The organism is Paenibacillus sp. FSL R7-0302 (assembly GCF_038006885.1).
Lineage (GTDB): Bacteria > Bacillota > Bacilli > Paenibacillales > Paenibacillaceae > Paenibacillus_AQ.
This window is the reverse complement of sequence record NZ_JBBOWB010000001.1, coordinates 1,131,431-1,147,818: the sequence shown is the minus strand read 5'-3', so window position 1 is coordinate 1,147,818 and position 16,388 is coordinate 1,131,431. Positions and strand designations below refer to the sequence as shown.

12 protein-coding genes are annotated in these 16,388 nt (G+C 54.7%); all 12 read right to left on the bottom strand.

Features of this window, described 5'->3' with window-relative positions:
• Window positions 1–374 precede the first annotated feature (374 nt).
• Complete coding sequence (gene ileS / locus MKY96_RS04955) at window positions 375–3,467, bottom strand: isoleucine--tRNA ligase (RefSeq protein WP_340938925.1); 3,093 nt, start codon at window positions 3,465–3,467, stop codon at window positions 375–377.
• A 1,187-nt stretch (window positions 3,468–4,654) separates the two neighbouring features.
• Window positions 4,655–5,707, bottom strand: coding sequence for a pseudaminic acid synthase (gene pseI / locus MKY96_RS04950; RefSeq protein ID WP_340938924.1), 1,053 nt, complete (start codon window positions 5,705–5,707; stop codon window positions 4,655–4,657).
• Complete coding sequence (pseH, locus tag MKY96_RS04945; protein ID WP_340938923.1) at window positions 5,704–6,276, bottom strand: UDP-4-amino-4,6-dideoxy-N-acetyl-beta-L-altrosamine N-acetyltransferase; 573 nt, start codon at window positions 6,274–6,276, stop codon at window positions 5,704–5,706. Before pseH ends, pseI begins: the two co-directional genes overlap by 4 nt.
• Window positions 6,248–7,342: a UDP-2,4-diacetamido-2,4,6-trideoxy-beta-L-altropyranose hydrolase gene (gene pseG, locus MKY96_RS04940; RefSeq protein ID WP_340938922.1), complete on the bottom strand. Its 1,095-nt coding sequence runs from the start codon at window positions 7,340–7,342 to the stop codon at window positions 6,248–6,250. The genes pseH and pseG overlap by 29 nt, the downstream gene beginning before the upstream one ends.
• A gap of 17 nt (window positions 7,343–7,359) precedes the next feature.
• Window positions 7,360–8,154: an SDR family NAD(P)-dependent oxidoreductase gene (locus MKY96_RS04935; RefSeq protein WP_340938921.1), complete on the bottom strand. Its 795-nt coding sequence runs from the start codon at window positions 8,152–8,154 to the stop codon at window positions 7,360–7,362.
• A 4-nt stretch (window positions 8,155–8,158) separates the two neighbouring features.
• Window positions 8,159–9,076 (bottom strand): aldo/keto reductase, encoded by a 918-nt coding sequence (locus tag MKY96_RS04930; protein ID WP_340938920.1) that lies wholly within the window; start codon window positions 9,074–9,076, stop codon window positions 8,159–8,161.
• A gap of 17 nt (window positions 9,077–9,093) precedes the next feature.
• The gene (locus MKY96_RS04925) at window positions 9,094–10,890 is read right to left on the bottom strand and encodes an N-acetylneuraminate synthase family protein (RefSeq protein WP_340938919.1); all 1,797 of its coding nucleotides are present in this window, start codon (window positions 10,888–10,890) and stop codon (window positions 9,094–9,096) included.
• Window positions 10,887–12,083, bottom strand: coding sequence for a UDP-4-amino-4,6-dideoxy-N-acetyl-beta-L-altrosamine transaminase (gene pseC / locus MKY96_RS04920; RefSeq protein ID WP_340938918.1), 1,197 nt, complete (start codon window positions 12,081–12,083; stop codon window positions 10,887–10,889). The genes MKY96_RS04925 and pseC overlap by 4 nt, the downstream gene beginning before the upstream one ends.
• Window positions 12,080–13,045 (bottom strand): NAD-dependent epimerase/dehydratase family protein, encoded by a 966-nt coding sequence (locus MKY96_RS04915; protein WP_340938917.1) that lies wholly within the window; start codon window positions 13,043–13,045, stop codon window positions 12,080–12,082. The genes pseC and MKY96_RS04915 overlap by 4 nt, the downstream gene beginning before the upstream one ends.
• Window positions 13,046–13,056: 11 nt before the next feature.
• Window positions 13,057–14,061 (bottom strand): SDR family NAD(P)-dependent oxidoreductase, encoded by a 1,005-nt coding sequence (locus MKY96_RS04910; RefSeq protein WP_340938915.1) that lies wholly within the window; start codon window positions 14,059–14,061, stop codon window positions 13,057–13,059.
• 17 nt (window positions 14,062–14,078) lie between these two features.
• The gene (locus MKY96_RS04905; RefSeq protein WP_340938914.1) at window positions 14,079–15,503 is read right to left on the bottom strand and encodes a CDP-glycerol glycerophosphotransferase family protein; all 1,425 of its coding nucleotides are present in this window, start codon (window positions 15,501–15,503) and stop codon (window positions 14,079–14,081) included.
• Window positions 15,504–15,544: 41 nt separating this feature from the next.
• A complete protein-coding gene (locus tag MKY96_RS04900) occupies window positions 15,545–16,321 on the bottom strand; it encodes a glycosyltransferase family 2 protein (protein ID WP_340938913.1) in 777 nt (258 codons plus the stop codon).
• Window positions 16,322–16,388 lie beyond the last annotated feature (67 nt).

Below are 16,388 nucleotides of genomic sequence, written 5' to 3'. Positions count from 1 at the left end.
GGCTGGCTTTTCTCAGGATATTCTGCGCCCGGTTCTGTCTTGCCCGAAGGGCCTGCTCCCGAATGCGGGGGCTGCTGCTCATGCGGTCCTTCCTCCCTGTTATTCCCTCTGTCCGTGGTTCTGATCGAAATTCTGCCCGGCCCTTCCGGCTGCTTCGGCTGCTCCGCAGGACTCTTCCCGCCTTTCCATCCGCCCATGCCCCTGCACCTCCTGGTTGTCTATAAGCCGCAAAACAAACGAGCCCGGTCAAAGAGAATTCTCTCTTCAAGCACAGGGCTCGTCATTTGCATTCTAACCCGTGGAACCTTTTCCTTTGCGGCTAGTATATGCCATACAGGGACAAGTAATGCAGGAAATGCGCGGCCGCTCTGGAGTTAAGCGCCGATATGAATACCGATGCTCTTGCCGCCGGCATCCACGGTCTCATAGGTATACTCTCCGTCAAAATCAACCGTAGTCACCAGTACATTCTCACGCAGCACATGCTCGAATGCAGTCACCGCTGCCTTCAGCTCGTCATCGACATGCAGCGTCAGGGCAATCCGCTTGTCGATCGGCAGATCCAGACGTTTGCGGTAATCCTGCACCGCACGTACGACTTCGCGTACCCAGCCTTCCTGTACCAGCTCCGGCGTGATTTCCGTGTTCAAGGCCACGGTCAGTCCATAGCCGGAAGCGGAGGCAAAGCCTGGTTTGGCCTGCTTCTCCACCAGCAGCTCCTCGGACGTAATCTGCAGCTCTTCTCCGTCCGGTGACACAATGGCGATAACGCCTTCTTGCACTGCTTTGCGGGTAGCGTCACTATCCATCGCTTTGAGGAAGCCTTGCAGGAAGCCGACGCTCTTGCCGTATTTCTTGCCTGCTACCTTCAGGTTCAGCTTCAGGGTGAAGTCTACGAAGCCGCTGTCGCTGTGCTCGATGACGATATGCTTGACATTGATCTCTTCTTTGATCAGCTCTTCATAATCCGCCACGTTGAAGTTGTCAGGCGTGGATGCAATCAGCTCGGACAACGGCTGGCGGTTCTTGATGCCGCTCTCGTTGCGGACGTTACGGGCCAGCTCGACGATGCCGCGGGCGTACTCCATATCTTTTTCCAGGGCAAGGTCGATCAGGTTCTCATCCGCTGCGGGATAGTCTGCCAGATGCACGCTCTCCCCGCCGCCCAGATTCGTGAAGATATCCTCGGACAGCATCGGGGTGAATGGAGCCATCAGCTTGGCTGTGGTCAGCAGGACATGCGTAAGGGTGCGGTAAGCATCCAGCTTCTCTTCGCCCAGCCCGCTGCCCCAGAACCGGTCACGGGAACGGCGGATGTACCAGTTGCTCAGCTCATCCACGAAATTCTCAATCGCCTTGGAGGTGTTCACGAAATCATTCACGGCCAGCCCTTTATCCACCAGCACGATCAGGCTGTTCAGGCGGGACAGAATCCAGCGGTCGAGCTTATGCCCAGACACCTTGAACGGGTGATCCGCAGGATCATAGCCGTCGATTCCGGCGTACAGCGTAAGGAAAGCATGCGTGTTCACCAGAGTGTCCACTACCTTGGACTTCGTCTCCCCGACCAGACCGCGCGAGAACCGCTTGTTGTTCCACGGCGCACTGTCAGACAGAATAGCCCAGCGGAAGGCATCCGTGCCGTATTCGTTCATGATCTCCCATGGGTCGATGACATTGCCTTTGGATTTGGACATTTTCTGGCCGTTCTCATCGAAAATATGGCCGTGGGCGATAACCGCCTTATACGGAGCCTTGCCTGTGAACAAGGTAGATACCGCCAGCAGGCTGTAGAACCAGCCGCGCGTCTGGTCGATCCCTTCGCAGATCATATCTGCCGGATACTGGTCCTCGAACCGGTCTTGATTCTCGAACGGGTAATGACTCTGGGCGAACGGCATTGAGCCGCTGTCGAACCAGACGTCGATCACTTCCGGGGTGCGGACCATGATGCCTCCTTCGCTGAACGGGCTGCGCAGCTGGATATTATCCACATACGGCTTGTGCAGCTCGATATCCTCTGCCACTTCCCCTATAGCCATCGATCTCAGCTCAGCGATGCTGTGCGGTGCGAATTCCTTGCCGGTATCCTGGCAGACCCATACGTTAAGCGGTGTACCCCAGTAGCGGTTACGGCTGATATTCCAGTCCACCAGCTCCTCCAGGAACTTGCCGAAGCGGCCTTCGCGCACATGGTCCGGGTACCAGTCCACACTGTTATTGTTGGCAATCAGCTGATCCTTGATTGCTGTCGTCTGGATGAACCAGCTGTCTGTTGCGTAATAGAGCAGCGGGGTGTCGCAGCGCCAGCAGAACGGATAGCTGTGCTCGTATTTCTCTTTGTGGTAGAGCAGTCCACGTTCAGACAGCACCTTCACGATATCAAGGTCACAGTCCTTCACGAACCGTCCGGCAAAATCACTCACTACCTCCGTGTATTTCCCGGAAGCATCCACTACATTCACGAAGCTGATCCCATTCTCGCGGCAGCTCTTATAGTCGTCTTCCCCGTGGGCCGGAGCCATATGTACGATCCCGGTACCGCTGGAGTCCGTTACAAAAGAGGCTCCGACAATCACATTATGCTTCTCTGTCTTGATATAACCGAACGGCGGTGTGTAGCTCTGGCCGATAAAGTCAGCGCCTGTGTGTGTCGACAGGATAGTGTACTCGCCCTTCAACACATCGTCCACCAGATTCTTAGCCAGTACATACACGCCGTCTTCCTGCTGCGCACGCACATATTCCATAACCGGATTCATCGCCAGCGCCATGTGCGCCGGAAGCGTCCAAGGCGTAGTCGTCCAGGCCAGCACATAGTCGCCGCTGCCGTCCAGCTTGAACTTGGCGGTGGCACTCAGATCCTTAACTGTCTTATACCCCTGAGCTACTTCATGGGAGCTGAGGGTCGTCTGGCAGCTCGGGCAGTACGGACTAACGCGGTGCCCCCGGTACATCAGGCCTTTCTCATGAACCGTAGCCAGGATGTTCCATACGCTCTCGATATACGTATTGTCCAGCGTTACATACGGATGATCCAGATCCGTCCAGTAGCCGATCGCTTCCGTGAACTCGCGCCACTGCTTCTCATAGCCGAAGACACTTTCCTTACATTCCTTGATGAACTTCTCCACACCATATTCTTCGATATCCTGCTTGCCGGAGATGCCGAGCTTCTTCTGCACCCCGAGCTCTACCGGCAGGCCGTGCGTGTCCCAGCCCGCTTTGCGGATGACGCGGAAGCCCTTCATGGTCTGATAGCGGCCGATAAAATCCTTGATGACCCGGCCCAGCACGTGCCCGATATGCGGCACCCCGTTCGCGGTCGGCGGTCCTTCATAGAACACATAGTTCGGGCGTCCCTCACGGTTCTCCATCGAGCGGCGGAACGTGTCCTCCTCGCTCCACTTTTTCAAGATCCGGACATCTCTGGCCCGGGCTTTTTCTTTGACGTCTACCTTATGCATGATGGTCAATCCCTTCGTTTAGTCTTAAACTTTATCGGATATCATCCGAGCCTTCTTCTTTTAAAAAGATTTAAAACTTTAAAAATTTTCGATCCCTCCCAAACCCTCCCTTCGCCAAGGGAGGGCCCCAAGGGCGCTGCCCTCTGGACACCCGAAATAAGTGCATCGTGCGAGGAGCAGGGTCAGTGGACGGGAAGGATTACTTCGGCGGAGTCCTCGGCCCTTCTTAGGCTGCCCTGACGGGTACGCCTGCGGGGCCTTAACTGCGTGGGTCCTTGCCGTTACTTTTGGGCCACCCGGCCCGCGATCCCGGAGGGCAGCACTGGACGGGGGGCTTGCCGTTGACTCTTGGGCCACCCGGCCCGCGACCCCGGAGGGCAGCACTGGACGGGGGGCTTGCCGTTAGCTCTTGGGCCACCCGGCCCGCGAACCCGGAGGGCAGCACTGGTCGGGGGCCTTGCCGTTGGCTCTTGGGCCAACCGGCCCGCGATCCCGGAGGGCAGCACTGGACGGGGGGCTTGCCTTTTGCTCTTGGGCCACCCGGCCCGCGAACCCGGAGGGCAGCTACTTGGACGGGGGGCTTGCCGTTGGCTCTTGGGCCACCCGGCCCGCGATCCCGGAGGGCAGCACTGGACGGGCTGGGCCCGGGGCGCTGTTGAGGCCCCGCAGGCGAACCCGATAGGGCAGCCTAAGAAGGGCCGGTCCTTCCGCCAACAGAGTCCATTCCCTTCCGCCCACGCCACTCTCTCCACGGAGCACTTATTGCGGGTGTCCAGAGGGCGGCCAGCCCTTGGGGGCCCCCCTTGGAAGGGGGATTTAGGGGGATAAAAAAACAAACGCTGTTCCGCCCCCAAAGGGGCGAGACAGCGCTCGCGATACCACCCTAATCTGCACTGCACGCACATCCTAAGGGTGTGGATTCAGTACAATCTCAGTCCGCAGGCAATAGACAACCTTGCGGGTCCGGGATAACGTCCGGCAGACGGCGGAGCCTACGCACGTATTACACGCTTCAGCTTAGCTTCTAGGGGAGGATCTTCGGGTAAGGCGTGAACGATCGGCTCGCAGCAAGCACCGACTCTCTGGAGAACGTTACCTTATCGTACTTGTCCCGTCATCGAATTTGGATTCAATGGATACAGATATGTTCTAGTTATAGACGTTTTCGCCCCAATTGTCAAGGCGGATTACAGCAGCAGGTCCCAGCTCAGCGGGGTGCCGACGGGCAGATCGGTTCTGAGGCGTTTGCCGAGAAGCAGATCATAGTATTTGGGCGCGAGGCCGTAGCCGGGGCGGATGACTTTGATGTTATCCGCAGTGAGCAGGTCTCCGGCCTTGATGTCCTTGGAGGTATAGACAGACCGTCTGAATTGCAGGGATATCTCTTCTTCGGGGGTGGGCCCGATGGAGACGCCGCCGAGCGCCCTCCAGGCCGTATCTGTCTCCCGGACCAAGGAAGCGAATTCTGCCGGCTCCAGGGAGAATGCAGCATCCACCCCGCCTTCCGCACGGTTAAGGGTGAAATGCTTTTCGATCACCGTACTGCCCAGCGCCACGCTTGCCACAGCGGCCCCTACGCCCAGGGTATGGTCGGACAGGCCCACCTGAGCACGGAAGACGTCGCGCAGATACGGAATGGTATTGAGGTTGGTATTCCCGGGCGAAGCCGGATAGCTGCTGGTGCATTTGAGCAGTATATATTCCTGGCAGCCTGCCCCGGTAATGGTGTGGACAGCCTGTTCAATATCGCCAAGCGAGGCCATCCCGGTGGAAATAATCATCGGCTTCCCTTTGGAGGCCACCCTCCGCAATAAGGGAATATCATTATTTTCGAAGGAAGCAATCTTGTAGCAGTCGACGCCGAGGGTCTCCAGGAATTCGAGCGAGGACTCATCGAACGGGGTGCTGAACGGAATCATCCCGAGCGCCCTGCACGAAGCAAAGATAGGCTCATGCCACTCCCAGGGCGTATACGCCTCAGCATACAGCTCATACAGCGATTTCCCCTTCCACAGTCCATTCGATTCCCCAATCATGAAATCCTTATTCCGTAGATTAAGCGTCATGGTGTCCGGCGTATAGGTCTGGATTTTGAACGCATGTGCACCCGCCCGGGCGGCGGCCTTAACGATTTCAAGCGCACGGTCCAGAGACTGATTATGATTACCGGACATCTCCGCGATCACAAAAGGCGGATGCCCGCTGCCGATGGTGCGGTTACCGATCTTTATTTCCTTCATGGCCTGTCGTTGCCTCCTCTGTCAGTCGTTGCCTCCTCTGTCAGCCGTAGCCTGTGCTTCTCCCATTGCTCCCGGAACAGGGCCATCAAGACCACATCCACTGGCTGATGATTTCTGATCCGTTGCCTGCCTAGCCTGCCTTCCTCTATGAAGCCTAGTTTGCGGTGATAGGACAGGCTCCGCTGATTGAAATCCAGGATTTGCGCGCACACCTTACTTAGCTGCTCCACCTGGAAAATATGCTCCAGCGCCAAGATTCCCATCATGGTGCCGGAGCCGGGGGGACAGCTCATGTACCCTATATAAAAGCCCCATTCACAGGTCTTGTGGACCCTGTCGATCTGTGAGAACTGCACGAAGCCTACCGGGGTGTCCAGATAGTAACAGATTCGGACTATCCGGCTGGTATCCTCGGCTATGGCCTGCATCCAGTTAAGATGCTCTTCCAGCGCAATGAACCCGTCATGATTCATATAGGGCCGGATATGATCGGCATTGCGCCATTCCCATATGAGCCGGCTATGCTCTTGGCCCAGCTTCTCAAGCCTGTAGTCCCTTAGGTCTGCCATAGTCCCCTCCCATAATCCTGTCTATGACCTCATCCCATTTATCCTCGCCCATCAGGCGGAGCGCCTGCTCAGACATGGCCCGTACCCTGGGCGGGTTAGCGAGCATAGAATTAAGCCCCTGCTCAATTGTTTGAGCGGTCACCTCGTTACTCTTCCCCAGGCAAAGTGCAGCCCCCTGCGCATGAACCAAGGCCGTGATCTCCCGCTGATTATCCGCCGTAATAATACACAGTGAAGGCAGGCCCAGGTAACAGCGCTCCCAGGTCGTACTTCCGCCTGCTCCGATGGAGAGGTCTGCCTTCTGCATCAAGTCAGCCATGTAATCAATCTGACAATGGAAGCTGGCCTGTGGCATTGTGCCGCATAAGGCTGCGATGTCATCCTTGCGGCGGTTCATTCCGCCTGCTACGACAGCCAACCGCAGGTTAGCGAATGCGGGGCTCTGTAGTGCTTGTAAGGTCTTCAGGGTCTCCCCCGTAGGATCTGTGCCGCCAAAAAACACCAGAACCCGGCTTATGCTTCCGTCCCGTTCAGCCAGCCCCAGCTTAGCCGCACGGAATTCCGGCCGCAGCAGCGTATAGCATGTGCCTGTCAATTTCGTGCAATAAGCGGGAAGCAGCCCCTGGTAGCGGTCCCGGGCAGCGGATGGATTGGGGTCCAGCAGCAGATCACACTCATGCGGACGGTCCGCCAAATCGTCGATGGCCACCAGCTTCTTCACTTTCCCCTGGACCATTGTCTCCCACCGCTTATCAATGCCGTAATGGTCAACAATGAGGCAATCTGCAGGAGCAGCTCCCTCCAGCCGCTGCACTGTCTCCAGGGCATCGGTCCGCCAGTCCACCTGAAGCCAGAATGCGGCGTATGACGGATCATCCGGCGGCGGAAGCAGCTCCACCGCATAGCCCTGCCCCCTGATATAATCTGCCAGATTCCCCGGCAGCTCGCGGCAAATGAAGGTGATATGCCCGCCGCTGGCGGCAAGTCCGCCTGCAAGTGTGAGGCAGCGCATAATATGGCCAGTGCCCATAGAATACGAGGAATCGGCGCGAATCCATATATTCATCTGCTTAGCTGCTGTGCTTACCATGCGGTCCAGCCTCCGTCAACAGAGATATTCTCACCTGTAACATAGCTTGAAGCGGCAGAAGCCAGGAATACCATGACTCCCTTCAGATCTTCAGGAGTGCCGATCCTGCCCAGCGGATTCTTCCTCTCCAGCTGCCGGATGAACTGCGGATCGGCTTGAACCGCTGCATTAGGAAAAGGCCCAGGCGATACCGTATTGGCCCTGATTCCGTGTTGCCCGAAGTGGCAGGCAATGTAACGGGTAAACTGGCCAATCGCCGCTTTACCGGCCCCGTAATTGGCGGGATTATCCATCCCGCTGTCTCCGTAGACCTCCGGGTTCGGCGAGACCAGCCCATACATCGAGGAGACGTTAATGATGGAGCCTCTCTTTTGTTCAACCATATAGGGCAGGACGGCCTTGACACATCTGAAGGTTCCATTGATCGTCCCGTCCAGCCCGGCCAGCCACTGCTCTTCACTCATGACGGCCAGCTTGGCGGCTGAGCTGAACGCGGCATTATTCACCAGGATATCGATGCTTCCGGCCGCTTCGGCGATGCTCTGAATACATTCTCTGACTGATGCTTCATCCCGGATATCCATTGCCTTGCCGAAGCAGGCTGCTCCGGTTGTCCGGGCGATCGTCTCAGCAGTCTCCTTGCAGCGCTGACCACTTGAGCTTACCAGATAGACTGTCGCGCCAGCCTCAGCCAGCCCCTCTGCTATAGCTGTGCCCAGATAACCAGCCCCTCCGGTCACAACCGCTGCCTTGCCTTGCAGATTAAATAATTCTTGAAGAGTACGCATCCGGTTACTTCCACCTCCTGGGGTCAATGATCTCTACAGGAATATCCGTATAGGATTCACCAAGCTTATGCCTCACTGCCCGGCTTAGAGGGGGCAACGCCATCATCCGCAGGTTCTCCTGCACCTGTTCCACCGTCTCGCAACCAATCACCATCCCGGATATCCCCGGAAGATCCCTCACATAGAGGAAGCACAGCTCTTTAACGGGTATCCCGGTTTCCTCGCTGTACCTGATTAATCGTAACAATGGCTGCTCCGCCTGCTTCAGCCCCGCCGGAAGCTGCTCCGGTGCCATCAGCAGCAGGCCTTGCAGATAGACACTGCGGACGAAGATTTCTGTGCCCTTCCGGGCGAGCCGCTCCAGCATTCCATTCGTTATCCATCTCTGGTCCAGCACATTCAACGGAATTTGAATGCTGTCCAGGTCCTCCGCGCGCATAAAATTCGCAATATCCTCCGCATCATACACGGATACACCGATTCTGCGGATGAACTGCTGCTGCTTCAGCTCCTGCAGCATTCGCAGAATCTCACCGCCCTGGTAGGGCAGATCCAGCGGATCATGCAAGAGACAGACATCCAGCGCAGAGCACTTCAGCCGGTTCAGGGAAGAGCGGACAGAAGAGGTGACGAACCTCCTCCGCGCTTCCTCCGTGTGCAGTCCTAACCGCTGGACGGAAGGAAGCTTCGTCACAATCTGCGGCCGGCTCTGCGGATCTGCACCTTCCAGGCAATCTCCAATGATAGACTCGCTGTCCCCATATCCCGGTGCGGTATCCAAATAACCGATCCCCGAGGAGAGGGCATATTGGAGCAGTTCGTTCCTCTGTTGTATAGAGAAATTGACAGCTGTATTCGCAATCCCGTAATTTCCGCCTAACTGGGCTGTACCCAGCACAAGGCTCGCTCTATTCGTCATCATCCGCAGCCTCGCTAACGTTATGGTCTCTTCTTCAGGGTGGTTGCTTCATTCAGCTCCTTGACCAGCTCCGTATCATCCCGCCATTTCACCTGAATGCCCCGGTTGCGCTCAGCCATCTCAGGGTGGACCTGCAGGAATGCCTTCAATTCTTCGAAGTACAGCGGTCTTGCACCCACATCCAGTGCCTGGTAGATCGCCTCGAACAGCTCCAGATCCTGAATCTCATCCATGGTTAACCGCCACTCGGGATGCACCCACTCTGCAGGAAGATCCACAGCATTGATCTTGAAGAGCTGCGGATTGTTGAAAAAGTAAAAGGACAGATACTCCGCATGCGTAAGCGGATTGGAATAGTGCAGCAGCCTTCTCAGCGCTTCAACGGTAAACACATCCCCCACCGTACCCATGGTCGACTCCTTGGCGTAGGTAAAGTCCGCACCGCTTGCCAGATGCCGGTCTATCAAAAACTGAAGCATCTCCGGGGAGATCGCCGGATTGTCACCGGTGACCCGGACTACGATATCTGCCTGGGCCGCTTCAGCCACGCTCAGCATTCTTGCAGCCACATTGTCCGGGTCGCCGGTTACCACCTTCACCTGATGGTTCAGGGTGAACGCTGTAAGGGGCTGGTCGTCCGGCAGATCCGAGGTGGCCAGCACCACCTCATAGCCGCCCGGCACAGCCAGACAATTCATCAGGCATCTCTCGATGGCTGGAATGCCGTGAATCTCGCGCAGCGCCTTGCGGCGGAGCCGGGTGGATTTCAATCTGCAGATGACGGCGATGCAGATTTTGGGTGCTTTTACCTTCCCGGGCGTGATGGGTGTGTTCGCTGGTATTGCTGCCGTTGCAATCATAGGGAATTGCACCGAAGCATTGCGGGCCATGAGGGCATCCGGCTTAGAGGAACGTTTATAGCATATGTTCGCAGGCGTGATGATTTCACCAGGGCGCAGCTCCGTACGGGAGATGATCTTCAGAGAGGAATCCTCCAGATACCTTCTTTCCGATTCCTTAATTTCGAGGCTGCCCAGTACACACTCTGCCCGGCGCAGCTTATCCACCATCCGCCAGAATTCCTCGGGTGTAAGCGCCGAATAATAGTCAATGCCCTTCTCCGCACGATTCAGAGTGATATGCTTCTCAATGACACTGGCGCCCAGCAGAAAGGCATAGACCGGAAGATCAACCGCCATTTCATGATCGGCATCCTCATGGTCCGCGAAGCCCACCTCCAACTGATAGGTTTGCTTAATATGGGCGATCCGGCTCAGATTAGACTCCTCCGTCCGGGTCGGATAGCCCTGGAAGCCGTGCATTAGCACGATGGGGCCTTTGAAATGACTCCGGATGTAGGATAATTGGGAATCCATCTCTTCCTCCAGCCAGCCGCTTACGCCGATGAGTAAGGGCTTATCGAACCTGTGCAGGGCTTGAATCAAGGGGAGCGACTGTAAGACGGTTGTCGGTAATTTCAAGCCGTCTACCTGACCTTCAAGCTCCGTAAGCAGCCCGGCCCCCCATTCATCATAGAGATCTACCCAGACCTCCAGCCCCGCATCCTTGGCAAGCTGTACCGCCTCCGCCCATTGCTGCTTGCCGATGAACAAATCGATATACGTCTGATAATGGATGAAATCCGGCACCGCTAGGCTGTCGTAATGGAACCATTGAAATTTCACCCCGTCAGCGCCGCTGCGTGCGGCTGCGAGGATCAGCTCCCGCAGCCGGCCGGGGTCGCCCATATGGGCATTGGCAATCTCGGCAATCACCTTCACTTTGGCCACATTAATCACTCCCTTCTCTATTTTCACTTGGAGTAGTGGCGGATCACCTTCTTGACCGCGGCGACCACATCCATCACATCTTCAGCTTCCATGCCCGCATACAGCGGGAGCGTAATGAATTCTTCGTAGCAGCTTTCCGCGACCGGACAGATCCCCTTCTTGAACCCCAAGCTTTCGTAGTACGGATGCAGATAGGCGGGAATGTAGTGGACGTTGACTCCGATGTTTTCCTTTTGCAGCGCCTGAAAGACCGTCTTGCGGGTGGCCTTCAGCCTTACGAGCTGAAGTCTGACAATGAACAGATGCCAGCTTGACTCTGCCTCGGGAAGCTGATGCGGCAGAATAAGCTCCTTGGCACTACTCAGCTCTTGCAGATACAAGGCTGCAAGCTGCTTGCGCTTCTCAATGAAGCTTCCGATTCTGCGCAGCTGGGAGATGCCGAGTGACGTCTGGATATCTGTGATCCGGTAGTTGTATCCGAGGAATTGCATCTCGTAATACCAGGGTCCGTGGTTCTCCCTTAACTTGCGCTCATCCCTGGTGATGCCGTGCGTGCGGAACTGCAGCAGCTTCTCATAATACGCCGGGTTATTGGTCGTAATCATTCCGCCTTCGCCCGTTGTTATATGCTTTACAGGATGGAAGCTGAACATGGTCATATCCCCGATAGCCCCGATGCTTCTATCCTTATATCTGGCGCCAAGCGCATGGGCGGCATCCTCAATCACGATCAGATTATGCTCCCGGGCAATCTGCAGAATCTCATCCAGCTGTGCCGGCTGGCCGGTGAAATGGACCGGGATAATCGCTTTCGTTCTCGCGGTTATGCTCTCCCTGATCCGCTGCGGATCAATATTGTACGTCAGCGGATCGATATCCGCGAATACCGGTACGCCCCCCTGATACAGCACACAATTCGCCGTGGCAGCAAACGTCATGGGAGTCGTAATCACCTCATCGCCTTCGCCGATCCCGGCGGCATAACAGGCCCCGTGCAATGCCGCAGTTCCGCTGGAGAAGGCCACCGCATATTTTGCCCCAGTAAACGCTGCGATCTCTGCTTCGAACTGCTCAATGGCCGGGCCGCTGGTCAAATAATCACTTTGCAGCACCTTGACCACGGACTCAATATCCTCGTCATCGATCATCTGTCTCCCATACGGCAGGTAGTGGGCACGTACAGGCTTCCCGCCGTCAATGGCCAGTTTGCTTTTACTCATGACTGGTTCGGCTCCTTTCGGTGAAAGGTCTCAAGAATCCATTGCTCTGTCCGCCGGATGCCCTCTTGGATCGTAACCTTGGGCGTCCAGGACAAGTGCTTCTCCGCCTTGTTGTAATTGCATAACAGCTTCTGGATCTCACTCTGCGGGTGAATATGGGGAACGTGATGGATGGGGGCCTGCCCGTCTGCAATAAGCTCGGCCAATTGATTGACAGTGATATCCTCACCCGTGCCTGCATTGACAATTTCTCCATGCAGCTTGTCGCTGTAGCCCGCCTCCACCACGAAATCTGCACAGTCCCCCACGTATAATAGATCCCGTGATTGGGTGCCGTCTCCGTAGATATTCAGCGGCTCGCCCTTTAATTTGCTGTGGATGAAGATCGCCACAACGCCGCCTTCGCCGCCGGTTTTCTGATAGGGACCATACGTATTAAACGGCCTTACGACGACCACCGGCAGATCATAAGCGTAGAAATAGGATAGCACCATATTCTCCGCAGCAATCTTGGCACCGGCATAAGGAGAGGCTGGCTTGATGGGAGATTGCTCGTCAATTCCCTGCTCATCCGTAGCTCTGGCATAGACCATGCAGGTACTCATGAAGACCATCTTCACCTGCTGCTTGCGGCATTCCTCCAGCAGATAGAAGGTGGCCAGTGTATCATTGTTGAACGTGGTCTCAGGATCATCTATGCTGTCTTGCACATTAATGCTTGCCGCCAGATGGTAGCACAGGTCGAAAGTATTCTCCCGGAAAAGCTCCTTCAAGGCTTCTCTGTCCTTGAGGTCCATAATCTGCACCTTCTGCAAATGCTCGTGATCTTCATACTCTTTCAGATTATCCAGTGAAGAATTCGCCAGATTATCAATGATCCATACCCTTTGTCCATCCTTTAACAAACGTCCGACCACCGATCTGCCGATGAAGCCTGTGCCTCCGGTTACAAGTATATTCATAGTAGCCTCCACTAGATTAGATTTTGTTCCGATGCCAGCTTCCTTACCTGCTCCTTGGTCAGCGGGATCTCTCCTTCAGAGCTGTAAGTGCCCGGCTTCGGCCTGCCTGCTCCCCGGTAGGACTGCGGTGCAGCATAGGGGGAAGGGACAATGTATACATCCTTTAATTCATAGGCGGTTAAGGATTCCTCGTGGGTCATCAGCTCTTCGTACCTCTTCTCACCGGGCTTCAGGCCGATCTCCAGAATCTTTACCGCAGACGGGCGGGTCCCGTATTTCTTCGGTGCCTCCTCGGCCACAACCTCAGCCAGATCCTTCAGCCTGATCACCGGCATCTTCAGAATAAAAGTCTCACCGCCCTTCGCCAGCTGCAGAGACTGAACGGTGAGCCGGGTCGCCTGCTCCAGCGTCATCATGAACCTTGTCATGGACAGATCCGTTACGGTGATCGCCCTGCCTTCTCTCGCCTGCTTCACAAACAAGGGAATGACAGACCCTCTGGAGCCCATCACATTCCCGAACCGCACGGTGCAGAACACCGTCTGGCCGGGGCCTCCCGAGGTGACGGCAGAGGAAATCAGCTTCTCCGCAGACAGCTTGGTGGCTCCGTAGTTATTGGTCGGTGAAATGGCCTTATCTGTGCTTGTAAAAACGACCTTGCGTACCTTCTGCTGCTTCGCTGCCTGAATCACGTTATGAGTGCCGATAATATTCGTTAGTACAGCCTCGAACGGGTTATATTCACAGAAGGATACATGCTTCATAGCAGCTGTATGGAACACATAATCTATCCCCTCCATCGCAGCCAGCACGCGGTCATAATCCCGGACATCGCCGATCAGATAGCTAAGACTTGCGTTCCCTTGCAGCTCATCCTGCAGCTCGAACTGTTTATATTCATCTCTGCTGAGAATCCGGATGATCTGAGGCCCCTGCTTCAGCAGGAGCTTCACAATACTTTTCCCGATCGTGCCGGTTCCTCCAATGACCAGAATTTTCTTGTTCTTAAAGAACATCTCCTCCTCCCCCCTGTTCATAGCTTGGGTCTTCCCTGGATCAGGCGGTCCATTAATTCGGCAAGTCTCCGGCCGGATTGCTCAATCTGATAGGATTGCTGCAAGAACTTATCCATCACAGTCTTGTAGTTTACTTTCTCTTTATTGCTGGAGAAATAATGGGCCACCATTCGGGTCAGATCAGCCGGTTCTTTTTGAATATAGGGATCGAGGGCATCATAGTAATCATATTCACGGTTGGCCTGAATGAATTTGTAGACAAATACAGGCTTGTCGAATAAAAGGCCTTCCAGGGCAACCGTGGAGAGGGTGGCGACCACAGCGTCCGATTTCATAATCAGCTCACGGGTGTCAGCCTTTCGGTCGGTAACCACATGAACATTGCTATATTCTTCTTCATACTCGGTATACAGAGAAATCAGCTTCTTGGACAGCTCCCAGGGATGGGGCTTGATGATCAGCTGAAACTGCGGATGTGAGGCCAATTGGGTGAGCAGGGTGCGGATCTTGTATTCATCCAGCGTCGGTCCGGTAGCGATTAGTAAGGTGATTTTATGAGGATCAAGCTGGTAGGTTTCCCTAAAAGATTCACTAGCGGTGGGCTTCGAAGTAAAGATATCATCATAACGCGGGTGGCCGGTGATCACAATTCGCTCCGCTTCAAGCCCTCTTCTCGTATACCAGTCGTGTTCATATTGCCCGTAGATTCCGATATGGCTGGAGAATACAGGAATGAATGCTTCCTCTCCCATCAGAATTCCGTGCTGCAGACATACGCTGGGAATCCCCTTAATCCCTGCAACGACGGCAAGTGTCCGGCTGGCAACATCCTCTGTCGTACCTACCATTACAGCGGCTACCGGCAGGTCATTGTAGAGATTAAACACCATTTCAATCGTATCTACAATGGAAGGAATCCGGCTTAGGAAGGTCTGGGTAAAAAATTCATTACTGAATGCAGGGTGTCCTTCGGCCTTAGCGAATAGCTCCGCCGCCCGCTGGATCAGCTCTTCCGCCTCAGCTTTGGTGTCCTGCTTGTAGCCCAGGCTGTAAACATTGGGGATGCCAAATAACTCATCCGCTCTGGAGCGGGATAGAATCATAGCCGAATTTCCGCTGAAATGCTCGCTGATCGTTTGCTCCGACATTCTGATATAGTCCAGATTAATCAGTATTTTGCCCTTCAGATTGGACTTCACGGGCTGATAGAGCGGCGCAACCCACTTTTCAAAGAAAGGCTGAATCTGGTGCTGCTCTTGAATACCGGAATGCTCCAGCTTCAGCTTAAAATCACTGCTCCCCATCTCGCTTCTAAGCTCATCATTGATTTGCTGATAGAAGTTCGTCATCAGGGCCAGAGGGATATTCCTGTACTTCAGCTCCTGCGCAACATGGATAAATTCACTATAGAGCGACCAGTAATTGGACAGATAGATAGACAATCCGTTTTCCCTCCTCGTGGTACCTTTCTATGGCAGAGACCTTATTTCTTTTGCTGCTGAATGGATTTCAGCTCTTCTCTCAGCTCCTTGCAGGTGCGCTGCGGGGGAAGCATCTGGATGAACTGGCTCTTCTCCTGGTGCTGCAATTGATAGTGAATGGACAGCTCGGTGATATAGTTATCATCCAGAATCTCATCCACCGGGTAGAAGTCCCAGAACTGGTTGAGCCGCCAGAAGAACCGGCCGTCGCCAATTCTATAGAACTCCGGATTCTCATCCCAGTAGGACCCGAACTTGTCATGAATGACCGGAAGAATGGAGCTTCTGTGCAGGATGGAGCAATGATCGATGACGCAGGGTGCCACCGAAACGATTTTTTTGGCCGGTCTTAGCTGGCTGCGGGTCACTTCATTCTGTTCATTCAAGTAGTTCACCAGCGATGCAGAGTAGGCAATCATGACCTCGGGGTTCTCCTCCAGATAGTCCACCATCTGCTCTAGTCTAGTATTTCTGTAACAGTTGTCATCCGTGGCATAGGAAATATACTCTCCCTTGGCTTGATACAGGGCTTGATTGATCAGTGCAGAATATCTGACCTTCTCCACTCTCTGCTGCAGAGTTTCTGTATCGCTTCTGACAAATTTGATTCTCTTATCCTTGAGATAGGGCTCAATCACTTTCAGAGTTTCTTCATTCGAGTTATCATCCATCAGGTAGAATTCAAAGTCTGTAAGCGTCTGATTCAGAATGGATTCAATGGACTTTGCGACATATGCGGCCTTATTGTAGCTGGTCATAATGATCGTAACTTTTGGCAATCGAATACCTCCCCCGCTGTTTACTTGCTATCATATGTATCCTTCTTCGAAACGTTATAGGTTAGAA

Excerpts from the sequence above, each read along its gene's own strand:
- ileS (WP_340938925.1), bottom strand. The coding sequence starts at position 3,467 with ATGCATAAGGTAGACGTCAAAGAAAAAGCCCGGGCCAGAGATGTCCGG.
- pseI (WP_340938924.1), bottom strand. The coding sequence starts at position 5,707 with ATGAAGGAAATAAAGATCGGTAACCGCACCATCGGCAGCGGGCATCCG.
- pseH (WP_340938923.1), bottom strand. The coding sequence starts at position 6,276 with ATGGCAGACCTAAGGGACTACAGGCTTGAGAAGCTGGGCCAAGAGCAT.
- pseG (WP_340938922.1), bottom strand. The coding sequence starts at position 7,342 with ATGAATATATGGATTCGCGCCGATTCCTCGTATTCTATGGGCACTGGC.
- MKY96_RS04935 (WP_340938921.1), bottom strand. The coding sequence starts at position 8,154 with ATGCGTACTCTTCAAGAATTATTTAATCTGCAAGGCAAGGCAGCGGTT.
- MKY96_RS04930 (WP_340938920.1), bottom strand. The coding sequence starts at position 9,076 with ATGATGACGAATAGAGCGAGCCTTGTGCTGGGTACAGCCCAGTTAGGC.
- pseC (WP_340938918.1), bottom strand. The coding sequence starts at position 12,083 with ATGAGTAAAAGCAAACTGGCCATTGACGGCGGGAAGCCTGTACGTGCC.
- MKY96_RS04915 (WP_340938917.1), bottom strand. The coding sequence starts at position 13,045 with ATGAATATACTTGTAACCGGAGGCACAGGCTTCATCGGCAGATCGGTG.
- MKY96_RS04910 (WP_340938915.1), bottom strand. The coding sequence starts at position 14,061 with ATGTTCTTTAAGAACAAGAAAATTCTGGTCATTGGAGGAACCGGCACG.